The sequence below is a fragment of the Peribacillus simplex genome (assembly GCF_001578185.1).
Lineage (GTDB): Bacteria > Bacillota > Bacilli > Bacillales > DSM-1321 > Peribacillus > Peribacillus simplex_A.
In genome coordinates this window covers 756,091-778,731 of the sequence record NZ_CP011008.1, presented here as the reverse complement: position 1 = coordinate 778,731, position 22,641 = coordinate 756,091, and the positions used below count along the sequence as shown (strand labels likewise).

Genomic DNA, 22,641 nt, shown 5'->3' with positions numbered 1-22,641 from the left:
ACAAGATGAAGTGGAAATTGACACGGCGCTTTTTAGTATCCGTTGTGGCAATAGTTGTAATCGTCGGGATTGTAAATACAATTTTACTTTTAAGCTTACTCTTTTATCGGGCCATGCATGATTTCGGGACTGAAGAAGCATCTGCAGAAAACTTTAGCAGAACATTTTCACAATATGTAGAACTAAAAGATAACAAACCAATTGTAAATGAAGAAGGACTAGAAAAACTGCAGGAGAATAACGCCTGGATACAATTTTTGAATAATAAGGGTAAGCAAGTGGCTGCCTTTTATACTCCTCCAAAATTGCAAACCATGTATTCACCTGTTGAAATCGTCCAAATGTATAAGTATAAAGAAGTTGATGCAGAGACGACTGTTTTTGCAGGTGCTGTCCATGATTTCAGCTATTTTGTAGGCGTTAAGGATCAGAAAATAGGTCGCTATGTCCTGACCTATGATTATGAAAAAGTTTTTAAAAACTTTAAAGTCTTCCTTTTACTGTTTTTAATTGTGGATATCATTATTGCAATCGTCATTGGATTCTTATTTGGTAAAAGGTTAACGAGTCCGCTTAACATATTAATAGAAGGAATTCAGCAGCTCCGGGAGAAGCGCTTTAAAAGGATGAGCATACCAAAAGGTGTTTATGAAGATGTGTTTCGCAATATGAATGAACTATCGGTAAAGTTAGATCAATATGAGAAAGAACGTGATCAACTCGACCAAATGCGTGAGGAATGGATTAGCAATGTTTCTCATGACATGAAGACACCACTCGCTTCAATCCATGGTTATACAGAATTGATGAAGGATAACGCCACTGATTTAACATCACAGGAACTGTATGAGTATACATCCATTATTAATAGACAGTCCATTTATATGAAAGATTTGTTGGATGACCTAAATTTAACGATGCGTTTACGCAATCAACGACTCCCTTTTCAATTTGAAGATGTAGATATCGTTGGGTTTATACGAGAAATGACGATCGAGCTTTTAAATGATTCACAATTTGGTGATCGCCAGGTTGAATTCGAGGCAAATGTGGATAAGGCAACACATCAAGTGGATAAAAAATTACTGAAACGGGCTATATTTAACTTTATCTACAATGCACTCGTGCATAACGAAGAAAATGTCGTTGTTAAAATACAAATTGATGATATTCATCTACGATCAGAACTTCATACCCAAATTACCATTGCCGATAATGGCCGGGGTATTCCCCCTAAAGATATAGAACAGGTTTTTGAACGATACTATCGAGGTACGAATACAGCCAGTGCACATGGGACTGGTTTAGGAATGGCTATTGCAAGAGATATTATTCTTGCTCATAATGGGAAACTTAATTTGACTAGCGTTGAAAATGAAGGAACCACCATTACTATACTTTTATAATTATTTTTCTTACAGAGAAAGGGCTGTCCTTCACTTACAGACAGCCCTTCTTTCATATTTTATTTTGTTTGTGCCTTTTTTGGAATTTCCTCAAATTTCACTTCATCATATGACGAAACTTCATCACCATTTTTCACGTACATCTTTAAGTAAGCATCTTTTCGAAGATTTTTTTGTGCCGTGAATTCAAGTGGTATCGTTTCACCATCTGCATTTTTGGCGTCCAGTTTATAAGAATAATAAGTCATGACTGAACCATCATCCAGTTTGGTTTCATGCTGTACTCCATCCTCTGTAACTTGCAAATAATAATTGTCGGCATTCATGCGGTTAAAGTCTATTTTAGTAAGCGCGAAGACTCCCGCCGCTCCCAGTATTAACAAAATACCAATTACCATAAAAAATTTCTTCATTCCGATCATCCTTCTGTTTTATTATTTTGTGTGATAATACGATTATAGGAAGCTACCGTTAAGATATAATACAGCCCGTAGATAACCGTATAAGCAATCATCCAGATCAACACAGGTTTTGCTAGGTCCATCATCAATAAGCCCGAGAAGGCTTTTAAAGCGATTGCACTGTGTAATAACCCCACTGTCAGTGGAACGAAAAAGATTACGAATACTTGTGAGGCAATGGATTTCCTCATTTCTTTTGCGTTAACGCCCATTTTATGAAGCATATTATATTGTGATTTATCTTCCTCAGCTTCAGTTAGAACTTTAAAGTAAATGATACTGCCTGTAGCAGCTAAAAAAACCAAACCCAGAAAACTTCCGATAAAGAGCAATGAGCCTACACCTTCGATGCTTGTTTGGAAATCTTTAGGTGCACTAGAAAATAGCGCTTCTTCAGGTATTTGTTTTGCAATTTTTTCAGATAAATCCGTGGAAGCTTGATCCATTCCAATAACACGATAATTTAGGTGTTCGCCTTCTGTTTGCAATGCTTTAAATTGATCATTTGATACAACCACTGTAATGCCTGCTGTTCCGGCATTTAAAACTGTTTGTGTTTTATAGCTTTGGAATGTGATTGCCTTGCTGTTTTCTGTCTTAATGGTCTTGTCCTTGTATTTAGGTGAGAATCTTTTGTCATATCCAATATCTAGAATAACTGCATTGTCATCATTCACAAGCAGTGCTTCCTTGCCTTGTACTTCTGCTAATTCGTTATATGTTTTTTCGTCGATAACTGTATAAATTCTTTTTTCCGAGCTATCGAATGCTGATGCCGTGTTTAATTCTTTCGTATTAAATGGGATAGATAGTGCTACGATATTTTTATCGTACATGGTATCTGGCAATACAGCGCTGACTTGTTGATCGATTTTTTCATCCGTTTGCTGATACATGAAGGTATTCGGATCAGCGGTCATAACTTGGTCATTTGCGTTGTAATAAAGACCATAAACCGCACCGCCAGCCGTTACCGTTGTAGCACTTAACACTGCAATTACGGTCAATGTACGTGCATTGCCCCGAATCCGATATAGCAGTTGCGAAATCGTCATTAAATGAAGGCCTTTCCATAGCCATTTTTCATTTTTCTTAATTATGGCCAACACAAAGCCTGTCACGCTATGAAACAATAAAAATGTACCGGCAATTACTGTTGTCAAAATAGTGAGTGCCGTCATTAAAAAGCCGGCTTTTTCCCACACTTTAGAAGTAAAAAGGTCTTGCATCGCCAACCAATAACCAATGACCATCAGGGAAACTCCCAAAATGGCTACAATCATTGATGGCTTCGGAGCCGCTTCCCCTTTTTTAGATGCATGGAAGAGATCAATTAGTTTAAATTGATATATTAAACGATAGCCCTGGAATGATGTCACCAAGAAAATAAGAAGAAATACGATAGAGGTGTTCCAAGCTGCCGTTCCTGAAAATGTAAATGGTGCTATGACATCATAACCCATTAAATAAATCAAAATCGTCATGAATCCTTTTGAACAAAGGAATCCAAGTAAAATCCCCACAACTAATGAAACCAAACCTAGTAATAAGTTTTCAAAGAAGAGCATAAACCCTATTTGACGATTACGTACGCCAAGCAATGCATATAATGCCACTTCTTTTTTACGTTTTTTCATAAAGAATGAATTTGAATAGGCAATAAAAATGGAAACGAAGAAAATCAGGATGACTGCCGCACCACTCATCAATGAACCTAATTTTTGTGATGAAGCCGTTTGTTCTGCAATCGTGTCGCTATATTTTAATGTTACAAATGTGAAGTATATGATAATGCTAAAAACCATGGATGCGATATATAAAAAATATTGGGAGAGGTTTCGTGCAATATTTTTTCTCGCTAGACTAAATAACGTCATCTACCTCACCTCCAATTGTTGCAAGGACATCCAAAATCTCTTGGAAGAAAGCTTTACGTGTTCGGCCACGACGATAAATTTCTGTTGAAAGCGTACCATCCTTGATGAAAATAATCCGCCGGCAGAAGCTTGCGGCATATGCATCATGTGTCACCAACATGATGGTGGAATTATTATTTTCATTCAATTCACTTAAGCTTTCCAGCAGGCCTGTCGCCGATTTTGAGTCAAGCGCACCCGTTGGCTCATCTGCAAGGATCAATGCTGGCTCTGTCACAAGCGCCCTGGCGGCAGCTGTTCTTTGCTTTTGACCACCGGAGATTTGGTATGGATATTTAGCTAGTAAACCTTCAATTCCAAATACTTTAGCAATCCGATTCACTAAGATAGTAATTTCTTTCGCTGGAATTTTCGCAATCGCCAGTGGTAATAATATATTTTCCTTCACAGTCAATGAATCGAGCAAATTGTAGTCTTGGAAGATAAAACCAAGGTTATCACGCCTGAAATCCGTTAATTCGGCTCCCGACATATCGTGAATGCTCGTATCATTCATATATATTTTCCCTTCTGTTGGCGAGTCAATAGTTGCTAACATATTAAGCAAAGTCGATTTCCCCGCTCCAGAAGGTCCCATGATACCTACAAACTCTCCTTCATGAATGTCAAAAGATATATTTTCTAACGCTGTGTAGGAAGCGCTTGATTTACCATAAGTTTTTTTTATATTTTCTACTTTTAATAATGGTTCCATGTATTTCACCTCTTCAATATTGTTGATACTTATACTTTACATGCTCATCCTTACAGCATAATTATGCCAACCTTACAGCAAGCTTAAATATAAAAAAAAACGCCTTCCAATTAAATAGGAAGACGTTTTTTTATGGATTTGTCAAAAGTAAAAGTACTGAGTAAATACGAAATCAGGTTCTTTATCATTTAACTTTGCTTCAATATCCTGCGGTCGATTACGAAATTCCCAAATGGGATGAATGAAACGATGAAGATCATCGCCATTTTAAAAAAGGACCATTTTGATTTGATGCTCACATAGAGCAGTAATAGCCCAAACACGACAAATAAGAAACCATGGATGCTTCCTAAAATGAGTGTTGCTTCCCCAATATCCAATAAGTACTTAATGGGCATACCAATAGCAAGCAATAGAACATATGAGATTCCCTCAATTATTGTAATAAACCGAAACCATCCAATAGCTGTAGAAAACATTCGCACATCCCCTTATTCATTGTACAAGTATGGCACAAACAGACTTCCAGCAACTTGTGCCCCATCCAAAATATGTTCCTCTATCATATTATATTACTGGCAGATCCCCTAATAAAAAGTTCCAGGATCCGTTTGCCTAAAAATAGAACAGCAAAAGCCCAATCCAAGGATTGGGCCTTTTAAATACTTTTACTTATTCAACGTAATTGAAATTTACTTAAAGGGTTCAAGAACGTTCAATTCCGAAACCAATTCGCTCCCTCATCCATATGCACGAATGGAATATCCGTATCAATTACACCTTTGATTCGTTCTAAATCAACATCTTCCCCATCGAGCCATTTCGCAAAATCTATTGAAGTCGGCTCCTGGTTCCCTCCCAAGGCAATCCAAGCTTTCATCTCCTTAGGAAAATAAGCGGATGTATGAATCGTTCCTGCCCAGCTGCTATATAAATCCGAGAAGACACCTCGATTGGTATCATTAAACAACCTGTAAGCATCGTAGGCAGATGAAAGTCTCCCTTCATGATCTTGGATGATCTCCAATCGGCGTTTCGAATCGATAAGATGGTTACGGTTCTCATTTTTCATGATTTCAAAGTGATTGGTACAGGCATTTGACGTGCGCACCTCTACATTTCTCGGAGAGGTTTCTACGATATAGGTACTTCCGCTTTTATCATAGACGACGTAAGTGAAGGAATGACGATGCGGGATTTCCTTCAACATCGCGACCGCTTCCTGTACGTTCGCACAAGATTCAACAATCAGTCTGCCAATCATGCAGCAAATGAAACCATCACCAGGGTTCTTGCGATTCATGAAATTATAGCCTATCACCAAACCTTTTTCATTCATTCCATCCATCCGACCAGTCCCTCGCTGACTCGGGCCGATGCTTGAATACCCTTGATCGGTTGGCTGGAATAAAACATAGCGTCCTTCATAGGTCTTTGGGTGGTAATCATAATTGCGAATCAGATAATCATCGCCAGTCATGATGGAGCAGCCCGACCGAACATAATCCAATCGATATCCACCGAACTCTTGCAGCACGCGGTCAATTGGCCATTTCAACGCTTCTTGCAACCCCAGTAATTCTTCCCAAACTCCAGGGGCGAATTGTGTAATTGCGTTCTTGACCTCTTCTTCCTCAACCGTAAACCGCGGCTGCCTAATCTTCCACTGATCTTCACGATTTTTCACCGTAAGTGAATCTTTTAATTCCTCCCCTTGCATGTACCCAAACCCATAATGTGTACCCCGAAATTGTATGACATCACTATATATTTGCTTCACGGCTTATCCCTCATTTACAATAGTTGCTATTTAAATTAAGGATACTTGAAGTATTGTTGAAAATAAAGAAGATAAGCCTTAAATTTATGAATCAACTCACCACCCCATACCTCCCTCTATAACTAGACATATTTATAAGGGGGGACGGATCATGGGGATGAAATTACCGGCACTCCATTGGATTTATGTTGTATTTATTGCATTGATAATCGGATTATGGTATAAGACAAGGAATACCCGGTTAAAAATTAAATACATAAATAAAGAGAATCCAATATAGTACTGGATTCTCAAATAGATTGAATTAGGTAAAATTATTGTAAATGGTTTTGTTGTTGTCCCATTTGGCCATATTGCTGATTGCTCATTTGTTGTTGACCTTGCTGTTGACCTTGCTGTTGACCTTGCTGTTGACCTTGCTGTTGACCTTGCTGTTGACCCAATTGGTTAAATTGCTGTTGTGCTTGACCTACTACTTGATTGATCTGGTTAAGCGCTTGAGTTGTTTGTGCATATTGAAGACATTGGTTTAAAGATTGGATTGCTTGTTGAATGGACTGTTGTAATTGTTGATCAGTTTGTTGCAGTTGGTTTTGTGCTTGGCTAGCAAATTGCTGGATTTGTTCCATTAATTGATTTTGTTGTTGATTTTGCTGTTGATTTTGTTGCCCTGAATTTTGCCCGCTATTTGATAGTGAATTTTGAAGATGATTCAATTGAGTTCTAAAATCACTTAACTCTTGAGCAATTTCAACATCCACCGTTTTTTTAACTTCTGATTCAATCTTTTTTTTAGTATTATTATCCATAAGAAATCCCTCCGCATTGAAAATTAACCTTTAAAAAAAGGCCCTTTATTAAATTGTTCAATACATGTGGTAAATATCCATAAAGATTTAAAAACCTTATCAAAGGCTAATACCAATTCACTATTTCAGTATAATTGCATTACAAATAAAAAAAGGCCTCTCAATTAAGAGAAGACTTTTACAATGGGGAGGATTACCACTTTTGGGGGAGAACAATAATATATGTGTCGCCAATCAAATCCATTTATAATTCATCCTCTTTTTTATGCAGCAAACAAATTAGTCTTTTTAGACTTCTTGAATTTATATCATCCCGACCCGGATTATATCCTTCGAATATAGTTCCTGTAGAATCCAGATGAGATTGCCTATTGGACCTTTTTTGATAGTGACAATTGCAGCCTTAGTCTTAGCCCCATTTTCCATCCACATCAAGGTTTTTTTTGGACTCCTTATTAAGTTCTGTTTTAGAGCTTTAATAAGTGCTGATTTTGTTTCAATACCATAAAATCCATTCGTAACAAGACATTATTTATAACGATTTTTACGTTTTTTGAGGTGGACCTGACTGTTTCATTTCCCTGTTCGAAGGTTTGGTATCCTCTTTATAATCAGATTACACAAGAAAAAATACTCTGGCCAAATAATCAGGTTGTTGCTTCCTGAACTAGGCACTTTACATCATAAGTGAAAATAAAGTAAATAAGCCTTTAAATTTATGAAACAACTCACCCCCCCATACCTCCCTCATAATCTGTAACTAGGCATATTATGAGGGGGGACGGATCATGGAGTTGGAATTAACGGCACTCCATTGGATTTATGTTGTATTTATTGCATTGATAATCGGGTTTATGGTAAAACGTCGTGATACTACCCTCATCTGCATAATTGGAATTTTTCTTTTGGCTTTAGTGGCTACAGGCAGTTTAGCCTCATCCATAAGCGGGATATTCAACAGCTTCATTTTTGCAATCACGGAATTAATGCCCACGATATTAATCATTTCAATCATAGTCGCCATGAGCACGGTTTTAACGAAGTCCGGCATTAACGATGTCATGATCGCACCATTTGCGAAATTCATTAAAAATCCTACACTTGCCTTTTGGATTATCGGGATCGTCATGATGATCATATCCTGGTTTTTCTGGCCATCACCGGCCGTTGCCTTACTTGGGGCGGTCCTGCTTCCCGTTGCATTACGTGCTGGTTTACCTGCGTTAGGCGTGGCGATGGCGATGAACCTTTTTGGTCATGGAATTGCATTATCAGGGGATTTCATCATTCAAGCTGCACCTAAACTAACGGCGGATGCCGCTTCCATCCCAGTCGGTGATGTCATCGCTGCGAGCATTCCCCTTGTCATTACAATGGGGGTCGTCACCACCCTCTCCGCCTTTATCCTTTTAAAGCGGGATATGAAACTTGGCAGAATCAAGGCGGCAGATAATGAAGGGATCGTCCAAGATCAAACATTCAGTGAAGATCTGCTCACACTGGCACAAAAGAAGTTTTTTGCCGTCTTCATTCCAATCGCATTTCTGTTAGATGTTGTGGCATTGTCGATTTTGAAGCTGCAAGGCGGGGATGCCACGGCGTTGGTTGGCGGTACAGCCGTTTTCATTTTGCTGATTTTATCCCTTGTCGCTCATAAACAACAAGGACTTGAAAAATCAACGGCCTATTTGATTCAGGGTTTTCAATTTGGCTTCAAAGTATTCGGACCCGTCATTCCAATCGCTGCATTCTTCTATTTAGGTGATTCTGGCTTCAATCAGATCATCGGTGCCTATTTACCAAAAACTTCTCTCGGCATCGTCAATGATCTCGGTGCCGCCTTAGCGGCTTCCGTTCCTTTAACGAAAGAAATAGCCGCCGTCACTTTAACGGGAATCGGTGCCATCACTGGCTTGGATGGATCGGGCTTCTCAGGCATTTCTTTAGCGGGATCGGTTGCCAAACTATTTGGAACGGCAATCGGAAGCGGAACTGCCACATTGACCGCCCTTGGGCAAATAACCGCGATTTGGGTTGGCGGAGGCACCCTGATTCCATGGGCATTAATCCCAGCCGCTGCAATTTGTAACGTCAGTCCTTTTGAACTTGCACGCCGGAACCTGCTGCCGGTAACAATTGGTTTAGTAGTCACTACAATAGTCGCGATGATTATCATTTAGCTTAATGTACTATTGTGTTCCTAAACAGGGTAGATTGATTTTAAATAATCCCAAATCGATCGACATAGCGGATGATTATCGATAAATTACGATATCTTACTTGAATCTCATCCCTCATGTTAAGCTTAAAATAGCTTGATAAGCGGGAGAGCTAATGCTCTAAATATGCAACTGCATCTATCGAAGACGTATCAACCTACTCTAACAGTTGTAAAGGAATCAAATATTTTCAGTTTATAAGCAATGTTCTCCCCATCTTTCTATTGCTCATTGCTTTCATAACCTCGCTTGTTTATAAAAAAAAACGAAATCCCCTCCATTAGTGAAACAGGGGATTTCGTTTTTTAGGTGGCAAGTCTGATAAATATTATCGGACAATACCCCCTAAATGTATAGGATATAATCAGTTACACAAACATATTAGCCTGATAATGCTGAAATACACCGAATTGAATATCATATTGCAAAAAAATCATTCACTATGTTCCTTTAAGAATTGAATGGTTTGCTCAAAAGTTTGTTCAGCATGCGGGATGGTAAAATCAAATTGGTATTCATGACCTAAGTCCGTATTTGTTCCATCAAATAGAACACTTTCTATTTCCACTCCTTGTTTTTCAAGAACGTCTATAAGTTCTGCTGATTGTGGTGCTAGTGGATCCGCATCTCCAACTGTCAAAAAGGTAGGAGGGTAATATGGTGTTATATGTTTAACTGTAGACATCTCATTCAGTCTAGAGAAAGCTTTATAATCCTTTTTCCCTGTATATGCCCAAAACACCGAGTCGATCCCCTTCTTTATCACTGGCGAAGACTGAGTACCCATTTCGTCCATGTTATAAATCCCACAATATAAAAGTGCACCTTTTAACTGTTCTTTATCAATTGAAGGTTGAATATCCATTGACCTTGCGAGTGCTTCATTCGTTATTAACGCAACGGTTTGACTAGCGATTTGCGCACCAGCTGAGTCCCCCCCGATAAATAGTGTATTCATATCACCACCGTATTTTGCGATATTCTCCTGTAAAAATTTGAGGGCTTGGTTGGCTTGCAGAATTGGACCGGGATATTTTTGTCCTGGTGCAATCGCATAGTTTATATTTGCCACGACATATCCCTCATTGGCTAATGCCATTCCATATTCTTTTGTTTGTTCCTTACTGCCTGATACAAAAGCACCTCCGTGTATCCACATGATAACGGGGAGTGGTTTATTCATATTTTTGGGATAATAAATATCTAAAATACTATTATCCATTCCATGCTTATCATAAGTTAAATCTTTTTCGACATGAACCTGTTCTTTAATGATCTCCATGTTTTTAGGGGATGCAAAAGAATCTGCTTCGAAAAGATGCTTTATCATAAAGGTATTAAGTACCGGTGTGAATTTCCCTATTATTAATACAAGGATAATTGGAATGATCATGATAGAGATGGGAATCATCCATCGTTTTTTCTTATAAAATTTGGTCGTTGTTATCAATTGCGTCAACCCTTCTTTATCTTTCTAATTAAACATGAAAATCCGTATAGAGATCCATTCTTTCAAAAAAACTATTTGGAGCATTTTTTTTGCTTCATATTCTTTATATCAAAGGTAAATTTTTCGTACCGTTATGAGTCAATGTTTAATCATATCCCCCAACATACTGGCTGAAAATAATAATATCAACCAATGATAATTGTTCCCCTTTAACTTTAGAGACTTTAGCTGCTCCAATTCGAGCCTTACATGATAATATACATGATTTCAAATAATAGTGTCTAGCCCATTAATAACCAGCTTAAAAACCAAAGTCACATTATAGCTTAGATAGAAAAAAAGGACCCAAAAGTGGCTGAAATCATTTCATCTTTAAAATCTGGATATAATCCATAATTCTAGAGTCATGATCCGAACACTTTTGGGTCCTATTCTTTTTACATTAATCATTCCTAATCCGAGTTCACAAATAATTGCATATACCTAAATCAGAATTTCACAACGACTTCTTAGTAAATACTCTTGAATGATTTTTAATACAATATCTTGGTTTTGCTTTAAATAGAAATGATCTCCCTTTAACATATGCAATCCTTCAATATGTTCAATGTATTCATTCCAGCTTTCCATACTTTCCGTCGTCACGGAATCCTCTGAGCCCAATAGCAAAACTGCTTTATTTCCCACCTTTTTTTTGCGTTTATTTTCATCGTGGTAGTTGGCTAAAACATTTAAATCCGATTGTATTATCGGCAGGAATAATGTCATGAAATCTTCCGTTTCTAAGAGCTCCTTGTTCGTTCCCCCGATTTTTTTGAGTGATTGTTTTAAATTATTTGAATTAGAACAATCGATTTGATCTACTTTATAATCTGGGGACGATTTACTTGAAATGAATAAATGCTCTACTTTATTGCCATATCTCTCTTCTAATTTTGCCGCAATTTCATAGGCCACTATCGCACCCATGCTATGTCCAAACAAAGAGATGTTTTCCAATGATTGAATTTGATATTTCGTTTCCATTTCTTCCATTAGGCTATCCGTCAGATCAGCCATATGATCACGCAATGGTTCACTATATTTACTGCCATGTCCAGGGTATTCCAGCGGGACTACCTCTATCACATCGTCATCAAATTTCCACTCTCTATAAAAAGATGCACTTCCCCCAGCATAAGGGAAACAAAAAAGTGTTTTCTTCAGTCCCTTCATCCCCCTTCTCCAGATCAATAAAGATTATTTCAACATGAACTTCATAAAGCTTTCCACATACCTTGAATCAATTTCCGGCATTTTCATTGATAGCCATTCCATATCCTTCTTGGTTTTGGATTGAAGGATTTCCGACTCTTTTAATTTTGTTGATTCATCAATTAACTGGGACAAAGCACTTAATGAATGAATCTCATTAGATTGTGTCTTTTCCTTTAAAGATTGTAGCCATTCTTGCAAACCCATATTGGAGTAAGGTATATTATTTTTTTCGAAGAAGGAGGTCACGAATTCACTTGAAACCCTCTGATCATTGAACATGTGATAGATTCCGAGTTTCTGATTCTCATTCAATCTTGATATTTTATACATAAACCCACTTACAAAGTCGACTGGCATCAATTCAAAATGAATTTCCTCTTTAAATGGCAATATCCTTTGTTCAATAAATGATTCAAAAACCTTGTACAGCATATCCTTCTCGTTCCAAACCCCGTTTAGGGAATTAGATGAAATCCTGCCTAATCGGAAAATATCGATTGTCAATCCATATTCCCTTGCTTGAAGAAGCAGTTTCTCTGCTACCCATTTGGACTGGCTGTACCCGATCATTAAATCTGGGGAGTAAACCAATTCGTCTTCCTCATCCCATTTCCTTTCGCCGGTCAAGACAGAAAGCGTTGAGGCATAATAGATGTTTTTCCGAGTGTATGATGAAGCAAACTTAATGATCTCCACTACACCATCCACATTTGAAACTTTTGATTTACTATACGGCTCGAAGAAGTTCGTTTCGGCACCGACATGATATACATGGGAAACATCATTGCTTAATTTCTCATATGTCATATCATCCAAACCGAATTGATGTTTACTAAAATCGCCTTCAATTACAACGATTCGGCTTTCGAACTCATCCTGCCAAAGACCATATTTCATTAAAGTATCTTTCAATCTATTTCTTGAAGGAAATCTAACCAAACAATATATTTTGACATGTTCCAATTCCCGTAACAATTTGTTTAATAGATGGGCTCCTAAAAACCCTGTTCCACCAGTAATCATCATATTCTTTTCAAATTGAACTGGTTTAGTGCATATTTTCCTTATTTTCTCCATAAGCGATCGATTGAGTGTGGAGTCCTTCTCCATCAGAGCTTCCATACTGCCAGATGAATCAATTTCAAGTGCACCAACAAATTTATTCACTGTGTTATTTTCCAATAAAATCTGTAAAGTAGCTTCAGGAAGTACAGTTTCCTTCATTATATAGACGAGTTTGGTAGCTAAAATGGAATGACCTCCATTTTCAAAGAAATTGTCGTCTAATCCTAAACTTTGATTTCCTAATATATTTCTCCAAATCTTCAATACTTCTTTTTTCTTTCCATTTTCTTGATTGGCTAAAAAAAGCTTATTTTGCATGATATCCATTTCCAATAATTTCGCTTTATCCACTTTACCGTTGGCATTAAGCGGAAAATCATCCACTCTGACAAAAAAGTGTGGAATCATATAATTCGGCAATTCATTGCCAAGATAATCTTTAATATCCTTTTCAGCATTTTTCGCGTTTTCATCCTTCTGTTTGTAATACGCGATAACATAATTCTCATCATTGATGTTTTTAACTGCTACTACTGAACTTTCAACCTTCATGTACTTATCAAGCTTATCTTGAATTTCATTCAGTTCTATTCTAAAGCCGCGAATTTTCACTTGACTGTCTTTTCGTCCTTTGTAAAGGATCTCACCATTATTTAACCGGATGCCATGATCACCTGTTTTATACCACTTCGTTTGATTCAAATCATCCATGATCAAAGCTTGTTCTGTTAATTGTGGCTGATTTAAATAGCCTCTCATGACCCCTTGACCGCCAATGTGGATTTCACCTATTTCGCCATCGCCTACCTCAACTTGTTCTTCAGATAAAATCCTGATTTCGACATTGGTTAATGGCTTTCCAATGGGAATAACATCTACATCCTTATCTTCGACTTCATGACAAATGGCAAAGGTTGTGCATTCAGTTGGTCCATACCCATTAATTAAGGAAAAATGACCAATCGTCTGCTTCAATCTTTTGACATGGGAAATCGAGATTTTATCTCCTCCAACCACAATTTTCTTTAATCCTTCAAAAATTAATGGATCCTCATCAACCATTGCATTGAAAAGACCTGTCGTAAAAAAAGCTACATCCACCTTTCCAATCGATATCGCTTCTTTCCAATCATCAAAAGAAGTGAACTCATTCGTCATCAGGAATAATGTTGCTCCATTTAATAACGCTCCCCATATCTCAAAAGTTGCGGCGTCAAAGCAAGGGTTGGAAAATTGAGCCACTCTATTATTTTCGTTTATTTCAAGTATTTCAGAGTTCAATACTAAATTGACTACACTTCTTTGTTCTATCATTACGCCTTTTGGTTTTCCAGTCGTTCCAGATGTATAAATAACATACGCTAGACCATTCTCTGAAGAACGGTTCACAGGAGTGTGCCCTTCCCTGCTCAGTTCTTTAATCTCAAATGGAATTGGTTCAATATCCAATTCACTGAGCTTCCCTTCATGATCATTAAATGATAAGAAGAACTCCATATCCGTATCCTCAAGCATATATTCCAATCTTTTTAATGGGTATTTTTCATCTATTGGAACATAGCAACAGCCAGACTTTATAATGGCAAGCATCCCTATGATCAGTTCAATGGACCTTTTGCTTGGAATCCCGATCATTGTTTCTTCTTGAATTCCCATGTCAATGATCCTTTTGGCAAGATTATCTGAGAGAATATCTAATTCTTTATAAGTTATTTGCCGTTCATTTTCATAAAGTGCCGCTTTTGATTGATTATCGCCCGCCATTTTTTTAAAAGCTTCAGTTATTGACATCAATTTATTCGTCGTCATCGATTTACTTATCATCGGGCCCCAACTTTCAAGTGATTTATTAATTTACCAATAGATAGTGTTTCATCTTTTGTTAGATTTAAGAATATTTCTTGCATGGAATCCATAAAACTTAAAATTTCATTTTCATCGAATTTATTGTTTTTATAAATGATTTTATAATGCAACTTTGATTGCACTACAGCTGCAGAGAACGTAAGATCGAAATTAGTTGATTCACTTCCAACTGAACTTTCGATCATGATTGGCGAATCATCTGCCAGTTCTGCGCTCGGATAATTTTCGAATACAAATATATGTTGAAATAAATCCCTATCCCATGGAATTTCAGCGTATCGCTTTATATCCGTAAGTGAACTGAACTCATACTCTCTCATTTGTAATTGCTTGTTTTGAATAGCGGTGAAATAGGATTGTAAATCATCCTCCCAATCGATTTTCAAAGAGAATGGAAGAGTATTGATCAATAAGCCTACAGCTGATTCGATATGCGGAATGCTGAGGTTCCTTCCTGAGCTTGTCACCCCATAACATACTGAGTTGCTTTCACTAAGGTAAGATAGAACGATTCCCCAAACTCCTTGAACAACGGTATTAATTGTTTTTCTATGCCGCTTGGATAACTCTATCAATTCTTCAGTAAGCTCTTCAGGTAAGCTATATTCAATAACTTTATCCGATGTAAAAGCTTCCTTATCCGTTTTCTTACTCACCAGTGCTTTTACTTGTTCGAAATCGCTCAACTCTTTGTTCCAGAAAGCTGCTTCTTCCTGTTTATTAATATTTCTTACATGGTTCATGACTTGTTTATAAGCATACTTATGTTCATCACTGTCTTTTAACGTACTGGATGGATTTCGATAATTATCCAAAAAATGATTAATGACGATTTGCAGGCTCCAGCCATCTATTAAAGCATGATGATGTGTCCAGATGAATTTAAAACGATGATCCGATAGCTGAATTAAGGTGATGTTCATGAGCGGCCCATTCTCTAAATCCGTTTGTCTGCTCCTGCTTTGTTCTAATAGATTTTCTATCTTGGATTCTGACTCGTCTACACTGAACATCGTTAGATTCACATGATTAAACACATAATAAATATCATTGAGTATGATTTGATAACGGTCCCCCAATTGATTGCGCCTGAAAACCGATCTTAGGACGTCGTATTTTCTGCAAGTATCATTCCAGGCTTCTTCTAATTTATCCAGATCAAGATCGCCTATTAAGTCGATGGATAGCTGCGAGATATATTCAGGACTTTGAGTTACTTCGCTATGGAATAACATCCCTTCTTGAAGTGATGTCACTGGGTAAATTTCTTCAATGTTATTAAACTTATTAATGAAATGCTTAATTGTACTTCCATCAACTATTTCCTCTGATTCAAAATCCGTTTCGATAATAGAGTCATACAAATCTGCACTTCCGCATAAAACTTTGTTTAATTGTGCTTCAACTTCTTTACATATCATTTGGAAGTTTTCATTGTTGCTATCCCCGATAATATTCAGCATGAGTCTATTGTTTACGATGCTAGCGACAAAATTGAGTTTATATGGAAATTTGTATTTCAAATCGATATTGCTGCTATTGGTTTGTTCCATATCACCTGTATTATTAAACTGACCTAGATAGTTGTAACTCACAAGGCTTTCTGGATAACGATAATCCCGAGTGGAAATATACTTTAGGATTCCAAAGTCAAACCCTTTGTTCGGCACACTTCTTATTATGTTCTTCGTATTTCTCAGTGTAGATCCCAAAGACGCCCTTCCTTCAATCCTTACTGGATAGATGGAGGTGAACCACCCTACCGTCCTTGAAAGATCAACGCCTTCCTCAATATCCTCTCGACCATGTCCTTCTAAATCGAGCCAAAATTCATTGATTCCCATACGATTGGAAAACACCCAGGCGATAACTGATAATAAAACTTCATCAATCGTCGTTTTATGTTTTCTTAATGTATTTTTAATGAGGTTTTGTGTTCGATCCTCATCCACTTCTATTTTGTACATGTTTTCAAAATCACACGTTTCTCCTAAGCTTTTCGTTAGCGGAGAAACGGGAGTATTCATTTCCTTTTCCCAATATTGAACGGATTCTTCCGATAGGTCAGTGTTCTGATATTTGTTTAGTTTCTCGGACCATTGTTTATAAGAAGTCGTTTTTAAAGGAAGTGATAGTTTTTGTTTCTTCTTCATCTGCTGATAACATCTTTCGAAATGTTCAAGAAGTATCCTCCATGAAACACCATCAACTATGAGGTGATGAATCACCCAAAAGATCCTTACCTCCCTTTGATCCCTGAATAGAAGAAACTTCATCATGGGGCCATTGTGTATGTTTAAACTTTGTTGGGCGTTTTCTTCTAGCTCCTTAATTTCCTTCAAACTATTTTCATCTTTAAAACTTGAAACATTATACTCATAAAAACCGCATGCTGTATCGGCATTCCCAATATTCCTAATATTCCCTATATATGAATCACCATGTTTTTCAAATATTGTCCTTAATACGTCGTGCTGATCAATTAATTTCATGATGATTTTTTTAAATTGTTCAGTTGATAATGTATTATCCTTCATTAATACTACGGACTGATTCCAATGATGGATATTCTCATGATTTTCATTAAAAAACCATGATTGAATAGGCGTTAACGGGACATAACCTGATATTGTTTCTTGAACCACTTGGTTTTGCTCCAATTCATTCACAATATTCCCCAACTCGCGGACCGTTTGGTATTCAAATAAATCTTTAGGAGTTATAAATAAATCTTTTTCTTTTGCAGCAGAGCATATTTGAATACTGATGATTGAATCACCGCCACATTCAAAGAAGTTATCATCCGGGCCTATAGTGGGATCATTTAAAACGTTTCTCCATATTGTCAGAAGCGCTGTTTCAGTTTTGGACAATTCTTGCACATCCAGCACTTTTCCCTTCCGCTCGTCCATCTGTTCCGTCCATTTCGGCAGGGATTTCCGATCAACTTTCCCATTCGGCGTCAAAGGAAATTTATCCAGTTGCATAAAATGAGCAGGAATCATGAATGCAGGCAGTGTTTCTTTCAATCGTCTTCTGATTGATTCTATCGAAACCACATCACTCACCGTATAATAAGCAATTAGCCTTTTATTCTCAAATTCATCTTCCAATACCGTTACATAACTATCCTTGATTTCTTCCATCTTTCGTAAGGAAACATTAACCTCCGATAGTTCAACCCGGTATCCTCTTATTTTCACTTGATCGTCCGCTCTGCCTATATAGACTAATTCCCCAGCTTTGTTATGCTTAACTAAATCCCCGGTTCTATATACTTTTTCTGCAGGGTTGAATGGATTGGCTATGAACTTTTCATTTGTCAGGCTCTCATTATTCAAATATCCCCTTGCTAACCCAATTCCTCCAACGTATAGTTCACCAACCGATCCTGCCGGAACTAGTTTCCGGTTTTCATCCAAAACAAGTACAACTGTGTTAGTCAGAGGCTTCCCAATTGAAACAACTAATTCATTCGCTACCTCTTCATTCGGAGGAAATAGTTTAAAACTTGTACACACCGAATATTCTGTAGGCCCATAGGCATTAAAAAACGATATATGTTTAAACTTTGAAACGAGCTCAAATGGACATTCAGAACCTGCAGATCCCAGTACTTTAATACTGTTCAATTCCGTGATTGGCAGTTCCTTCAACACGGCAGGCGGTAAAATGATATGGGAAATTCCTTCTCCCTTAATTTGTTCAACAAGTTTACTCATGTCAAATTGATTTTCTTTATCCACACTTATATGCAGTTCGGCACCAAATAAAAGTGAGCTGAAAACCTCAATGACGGATGAATCAAAATTAAATGTAGCGAATTGCAACACTCTAGCTGATGTGTCTAAACACATCATTTTATTTTGGTTATACACTAAGTTAATGATTCCTCTATGTTCTAACATGACTCCTTTTGGTCTGCCTGTCGTTCCCGAAGTATAAATGACATACGCTAGATTTCTCTGATCCGGAATGTGAAGATTGGCGTCCATTAACAAATCCGATTCTTTTTCAATATCTTCAAAATATATTATTTTAGCTGAATCGATCAATTCATTCACACCGAGTTCTTTGTGACTCAAACAATAGGAAATGGACGAATCTTGAACCATATAGCTTAATCGATCATTAGGATAATGAGGATCCAATGGAACATACGCAGCTCCAGCTTTAATTACTGCCAACATCCCGGTAACCATATCAATTGATCGATTCACATAAATTCCGATTCTTTCTTCTGTAGAAATTCCCCTGCTTATTAAATGGCGTGAAAGACGATTGCTCTTATGATTCAATTCGCGATATGTAATGGTTCTGGGACCATCAACAATGGCTACCTTATCAGGAAATCTCTCAACAATTTTATAGAATGCTTCTGGGATTGTATCATCGATCCCCTCAAACTGAACGGTTTCTCCCTGCCATTCTTCCAATAATACTTTCTCCTGCTTCTTACTCACTACAGATACTTGGTCAATGTATCGTTCAGGCTCGTATGTAATTGTCCGAATCCACTCCAAGAAATTTTCACCTAATAATCGAATGGTTTGTTCATTGAAAATACCTGAATTATACTCAAAAGCGAATAAAAGTTTATCTTCATATTCTTCCGCAGCTAAACTCAAATCGAATTTTGCTACCTTTGATTTTATTACTTCAGGCGTTATCTTTATGTATTCACTTTCAAATGCAGCTTTAGCATTATTTTGTAAAATGAAGACGGTTTGAAATAAAGAAGTGGTTACTAAATTTCTTTCAGGGTTGATGACTTCAACAATTTTCTCCAATGTCATTTGCTGATGATCATAGATGTCAATGATATGACTAGTATTTCTTTGAAGAATCTCTTCAAATGTTTCCTCGGGTCCCAGCTTTAATCTAAAGGGGAGTGTATTGACAAAATAACCTATCGATTTCCCTGTTCCTTCAATCATTCGATTCGCCAAAGGACATCCGACAATGATATCGTTTTGACCTGTATATTTTGCTAGAAAAGACTGGTACATCGTTAGAAGTGTCATGAATAATGTCGAGTTTTTTTCAAGGGACATCCGCTTTAAACCTTGGAGCTCTTCCCTTGTTAGCTCCACTATAAAACTACTGCCATCGTTGCGATTTTCTTTTGTACGCATAGAATCTATAGGAAGCTCCAATTTAGGTAATTCCCCAGATAAGTTTGTTGCCCAAAATAGCGTTTCTTCTTTAATGTTACTTTCCAACCAGCTTTTTTGCTCAATGGCAAAATCCTTATATTGTTTAAAGTCGTTTCCAAGGTTAAGTTCCTTTTCATTCACTTCACTGTCATAAAATGATAACCATTCATCTAAAAATATACTCACTGACCATCCATCAAAAACAAAATGGTGAAGATTCACAAATAAAACAGACTCATTTTCACTCAATTTAACAAGTTTCAATGTCAAGAGAGGACCTTTTTCAAGTTCAAAGATTTCCGATTGGACGTCGTCTTCAATTTGCAGCAAACGGGTCGTTTGCTGTTCTGCCTTTAATTCAGAGAGGTCCATTTCATTTATTTTAATGTACAAATCTTCCTTAACTTCTTGATAGCCTTTACCGTCCTTTTCATGCACGATGGTCCTTAAGATTTCATGTCTATCAATGACATGGTTGACGGCTTTTTCCAGGAGTGAAGTATCCACTTTGCCAGTAATTTTATATTTCTGAGGAATGTTATAATTGGTTGTTTTACCATTGAGTTTTTCGTTGAACCACAAAGCCTCTTGGTTACTGGATAAAACATGATTTTCTGTTTGGATTTCTTTGTGCTCACTGTCAGTATCTGAAATTCGAGTCATGATGAAGGCCGTCAACGAATCGATCGTTGAATTTTGAAAAATATTTTTCAAAGTTAGAATTTGGTTGTATTCTTTATTTAACTTTGTCAATAACTTCATGGCTAATATCGAGTGTCCGCCCATTTCAAAAAAATCGGCATCTTTTTCGATTTGACTTGTTGATAAGACTTCCAAAAATGTCTTTTCTACAAATGATGAAACTAATTGCGTTTCATCTTTAGGAGATGTTATCACTTCTGGAAAGATCTTATGACTTAGCAATTTTAATGTGGGATTTTCAAACAAATCAGTCAATTTTATATTCGCATCAAGTCGTTTATTCACCTTAGATACCAATTTCATAGCTGTTATCGAATGCCCGCCCAATTGAAAGAAATCACCATTAATCTCAGTATTCAAGAAAAACTCTTGCCATATTTCTTTAAGTTCTTGATTAACCGATGCCGAAGTGATCTTATTGTCACTTGTTGCATGAAAGTCATTACCTACATTATTCTTTAGTTTTGAAAAATCAACATCGACATATATTTCGTCAATTTGCTGTGCTTTTGTAATTTGATGGGCAATCTGCATGAAGGCTTTTTGGATATCATTAATTAGTGAATGCTCTAAGAAGCAGCGATTAAAGTACAATTTGCATTTAATGGTTTCTTTATTATCCTGGGCTTGTAATGATAACGGAAAGCTATGTGATTCTTTTCCGCCTTCAACTTCCCAGTTAATACTATTGCCTTCATTTTTAGCTTCCGGATAATTCTCATAAACAAATAACGTTTCGAAAATCGGCTCTTCCTTCTTTAATTTTGTATGATTTTTGATATCCACTAAAGAAATTTGAGAGTGTTCCAGCATATTGTTTAATGTTTCCTGGAACCGTTTCAGTAAATCAGTAACGCTGTCAGTATCGTTTATTTCAGCTATCATCGGAATCGTATTAATGAGCAGCCCGACAATTTCTTCTGATTTGAATAAGTTATTCGATCTGCCAGAGCTCACAATTCCAAAGACTATTCGGTTTTGGTTGGACATTTCCTTTAGCACGATCGACCATATTAACTGCAATAATACATTAACCGTTACATGGTTTTTAGCGGCAAATTCTCTTAAAAGCTCACTCTGTTTTTTATCCAGCTCCCAAAATAGATCATTTTCCTGCCGGTTTTCCTTCACAGATTTCAGAACGGGAAATGTGATTGTCGGCTGCTCAATATCCTTTGCTAGCTCTTTCCAATAACGATTTAGATCTTCCGCATCGATTTTATTCATATACCGGATAAAATCTCCATATTGCTTTGGCTTTTCAATAAGCCGTTTGGAGTCTTTTCCTACAATTCGGCTGTAAATAACAAAGAGTTCATCGATGACTATGCTGGTACTCCAGCCATCCAAAATTATATGGTGATGAGTCCAAATCAAGATATACTGATTTTCTTCAATTCTCACTAACTGGAGTTTCATCAAATTGGAGTTATTCACATCCATCTGCTGGGATTTTGATGTCACTCTCTGAATTTCATTTAATTGATCATGTTTACTCAACTCCGTCATATCGATTATTTCTGGTTGATAGTCCATTGCATTGAATACAACCTGAACATTATTTTCAATATTTTTAGAGATGACCTTCATTCTTAATGCTTCATGACGTTCTACAACCTGACTCCATGCCTGGAATAATGCATTTACTTCAAGAGCGCCCGTTATCCTGATTCGCATTTGAGAAATGTAAAGGTTCTCAGCTGTATTGTTCATCTCCAGTTCGTAGAGGATTCCTTCTTGAAGCGGAGTTAATGAGTAGATATTCTGAATAGATTTCTCCAATTTAGCGCCTCCCGATTCCATTATCGTTGTGTTCCATCCTATCTACTGACTTCTTCT

At 37.1% G+C, this 22,641-nt stretch carries 13 protein-coding genes; 3 read left to right on the top strand and 10 right to left on the bottom strand.

Annotation, left to right across the window (positions count from 1 at the left end; genetic code table 11):
- Window positions 1–5: 5 nt before the first annotated feature.
- Window positions 6–1,406, top strand: a complete 1,401-nt coding sequence (locus UP17_RS03560) for a sensor histidine kinase (protein WP_061461690.1) — start codon at window positions 6–8, stop codon at window positions 1,404–1,406.
- Window positions 1,407–1,465: 59 nt separating this feature from the next.
- Here UP17_RS03560 and UP17_RS03555 read toward each other — a convergent pair whose 3' ends face one another.
- The 5 genes from UP17_RS03555 to UP17_RS03535 form a co-directional block, all read right to left on the bottom strand.
- Complete coding sequence (locus UP17_RS03555) at window positions 1,466–1,819, bottom strand: YxeA family protein (RefSeq protein WP_061461689.1); 354 nt, start codon at window positions 1,817–1,819, stop codon at window positions 1,466–1,468.
- A 5-nt stretch (window positions 1,820–1,824) separates the two neighbouring features.
- Complete coding sequence (locus UP17_RS03550) at window positions 1,825–3,744, bottom strand: ABC transporter permease (protein ID WP_061461688.1); 1,920 nt, start codon at window positions 3,742–3,744, stop codon at window positions 1,825–1,827.
- Window positions 3,731–4,498 (bottom strand): ABC transporter ATP-binding protein, encoded by a 768-nt coding sequence (locus tag UP17_RS03545; RefSeq protein ID WP_061461687.1) that lies wholly within the window; start codon window positions 4,496–4,498, stop codon window positions 3,731–3,733. Before UP17_RS03545 ends, UP17_RS03550 begins: the two co-directional genes overlap by 14 nt.
- Window positions 4,499–4,686: 188 nt before the next feature.
- On the bottom strand, window positions 4,687–4,977 hold the full coding sequence (locus tag UP17_RS03540) for a DUF3817 domain-containing protein (protein WP_061461686.1): 291 nt from the start codon (window positions 4,975–4,977) through the stop codon (window positions 4,687–4,689).
- Between the two features lie 236 nt (window positions 4,978–5,213).
- Window positions 5,214–6,278, bottom strand: a complete 1,065-nt coding sequence (locus tag UP17_RS03535) for a C45 family autoproteolytic acyltransferase/hydrolase (RefSeq protein ID WP_061461685.1) — start codon at window positions 6,276–6,278, stop codon at window positions 5,214–5,216.
- Window positions 6,279–6,429: 151 nt separating this feature from the next.
- On the opposite strand from UP17_RS03535, the gene UP17_RS29155 reads away from it, so the two are divergent.
- A complete protein-coding gene (locus UP17_RS29155; protein WP_284149559.1) occupies window positions 6,430–6,558 on the top strand; it encodes a hypothetical protein in 129 nt (42 codons plus the stop codon).
- Window positions 6,559–6,592: 34 nt separating this feature from the next.
- On the opposite strand, the gene UP17_RS03530 is transcribed toward UP17_RS29155, so the two are convergent.
- Window positions 6,593–7,087: a hypothetical protein gene (locus tag UP17_RS03530; protein WP_061461684.1), complete on the bottom strand. Its 495-nt coding sequence runs from the start codon at window positions 7,085–7,087 to the stop codon at window positions 6,593–6,595.
- A gap of 788 nt (window positions 7,088–7,875) precedes the next feature.
- Between UP17_RS03530 and UP17_RS03525 the strand changes: the two genes are divergently transcribed.
- Window positions 7,876–9,267 (top strand): hypothetical protein, encoded by a 1,392-nt coding sequence (locus tag UP17_RS03525; RefSeq protein WP_061461683.1) that lies wholly within the window; start codon window positions 7,876–7,878, stop codon window positions 9,265–9,267.
- Window positions 9,268–9,739: 472 nt separating this feature from the next.
- Here the strand turns inward: UP17_RS03525 and UP17_RS03520 are convergent, their stop codons facing one another.
- The 4 genes from UP17_RS03520 to UP17_RS03505 all read right to left on the bottom strand — a co-directional run bounded on the left by UP17_RS03520 (window position 9,740) and on the right by UP17_RS03505 (window position 22,584).
- Window positions 9,740–10,756, bottom strand: coding sequence for an alpha/beta hydrolase (locus UP17_RS03520; RefSeq protein WP_349817587.1), 1,017 nt, complete (start codon window positions 10,754–10,756; stop codon window positions 9,740–9,742).
- A 483-nt stretch (window positions 10,757–11,239) separates the two neighbouring features.
- On the bottom strand, window positions 11,240–11,971 hold the full coding sequence (locus tag UP17_RS03515) for a thioesterase II family protein (RefSeq protein ID WP_061461682.1): 732 nt from the start codon (window positions 11,969–11,971) through the stop codon (window positions 11,240–11,242).
- Window positions 11,972–11,995: 24 nt separating this feature from the next.
- Entirely contained in the window at window positions 11,996–14,902 is a 2,907-nt protein-coding gene (locus tag UP17_RS03510; RefSeq protein WP_061461681.1) for a non-ribosomal peptide synthetase, read from the bottom strand.
- On the bottom strand, window positions 14,899–22,584 hold the full coding sequence (locus tag UP17_RS03505) for a non-ribosomal peptide synthetase (protein ID WP_061461680.1): 7,686 nt from the start codon (window positions 22,582–22,584) through the stop codon (window positions 14,899–14,901). The genes UP17_RS03510 and UP17_RS03505 overlap by 4 nt, the downstream gene beginning before the upstream one ends.
- Window positions 22,585–22,641: the final 57 nt, after the last annotated feature.

Bases quoted from the DNA above. Each gene is read 5' to 3' on its own strand.
- UP17_RS03525 (WP_061461683.1), top strand. From the start codon at position 7,876: ATGGAGTTGGAATTAACGGCACTCCATTGGATTTATGTTGTATTTATT.
- UP17_RS03515 (WP_061461682.1), bottom strand. From the start codon at position 11,971: ATGAAGGGACTGAAGAAAACACTTTTTTGTTTCCCTTATGCTGGGGGA.
- UP17_RS03560 (WP_061461690.1), top strand. From the start codon at position 6: ATGAAGTGGAAATTGACACGGCGCTTTTTAGTATCCGTTGTGGCAATA.
- UP17_RS03550 (WP_061461688.1), bottom strand. From the start codon at position 3,744: ATGACGTTATTTAGTCTAGCGAGAAAAAATATTGCACGAAACCTCTCC.
- UP17_RS03540 (WP_061461686.1), bottom strand. From the start codon at position 4,977: ATGTTTTCTACAGCTATTGGATGGTTTCGGTTTATTACAATAATTGAG.
- UP17_RS03510 (WP_061461681.1), bottom strand. From the start codon at position 14,902: ATGATAAGTAAATCGATGACGACGAATAAATTGATGTCAATAACTGAA.
- UP17_RS03545 (WP_061461687.1), bottom strand. From the start codon at position 4,498: ATGGAACCATTATTAAAAGTAGAAAATATAAAAAAAACTTATGGTAAA.
- UP17_RS03555 (WP_061461689.1), bottom strand. From the start codon at position 1,819: ATGAAGAAATTTTTTATGGTAATTGGTATTTTGTTAATACTGGGAGCG.
- UP17_RS29155 (WP_284149559.1), top strand. From the start codon at position 6,430: ATGGGGATGAAATTACCGGCACTCCATTGGATTTATGTTGTATTTATT.
- UP17_RS03530 (WP_061461684.1), bottom strand. From the start codon at position 7,087: ATGGATAATAATACTAAAAAAAAGATTGAATCAGAAGTTAAAAAAACG.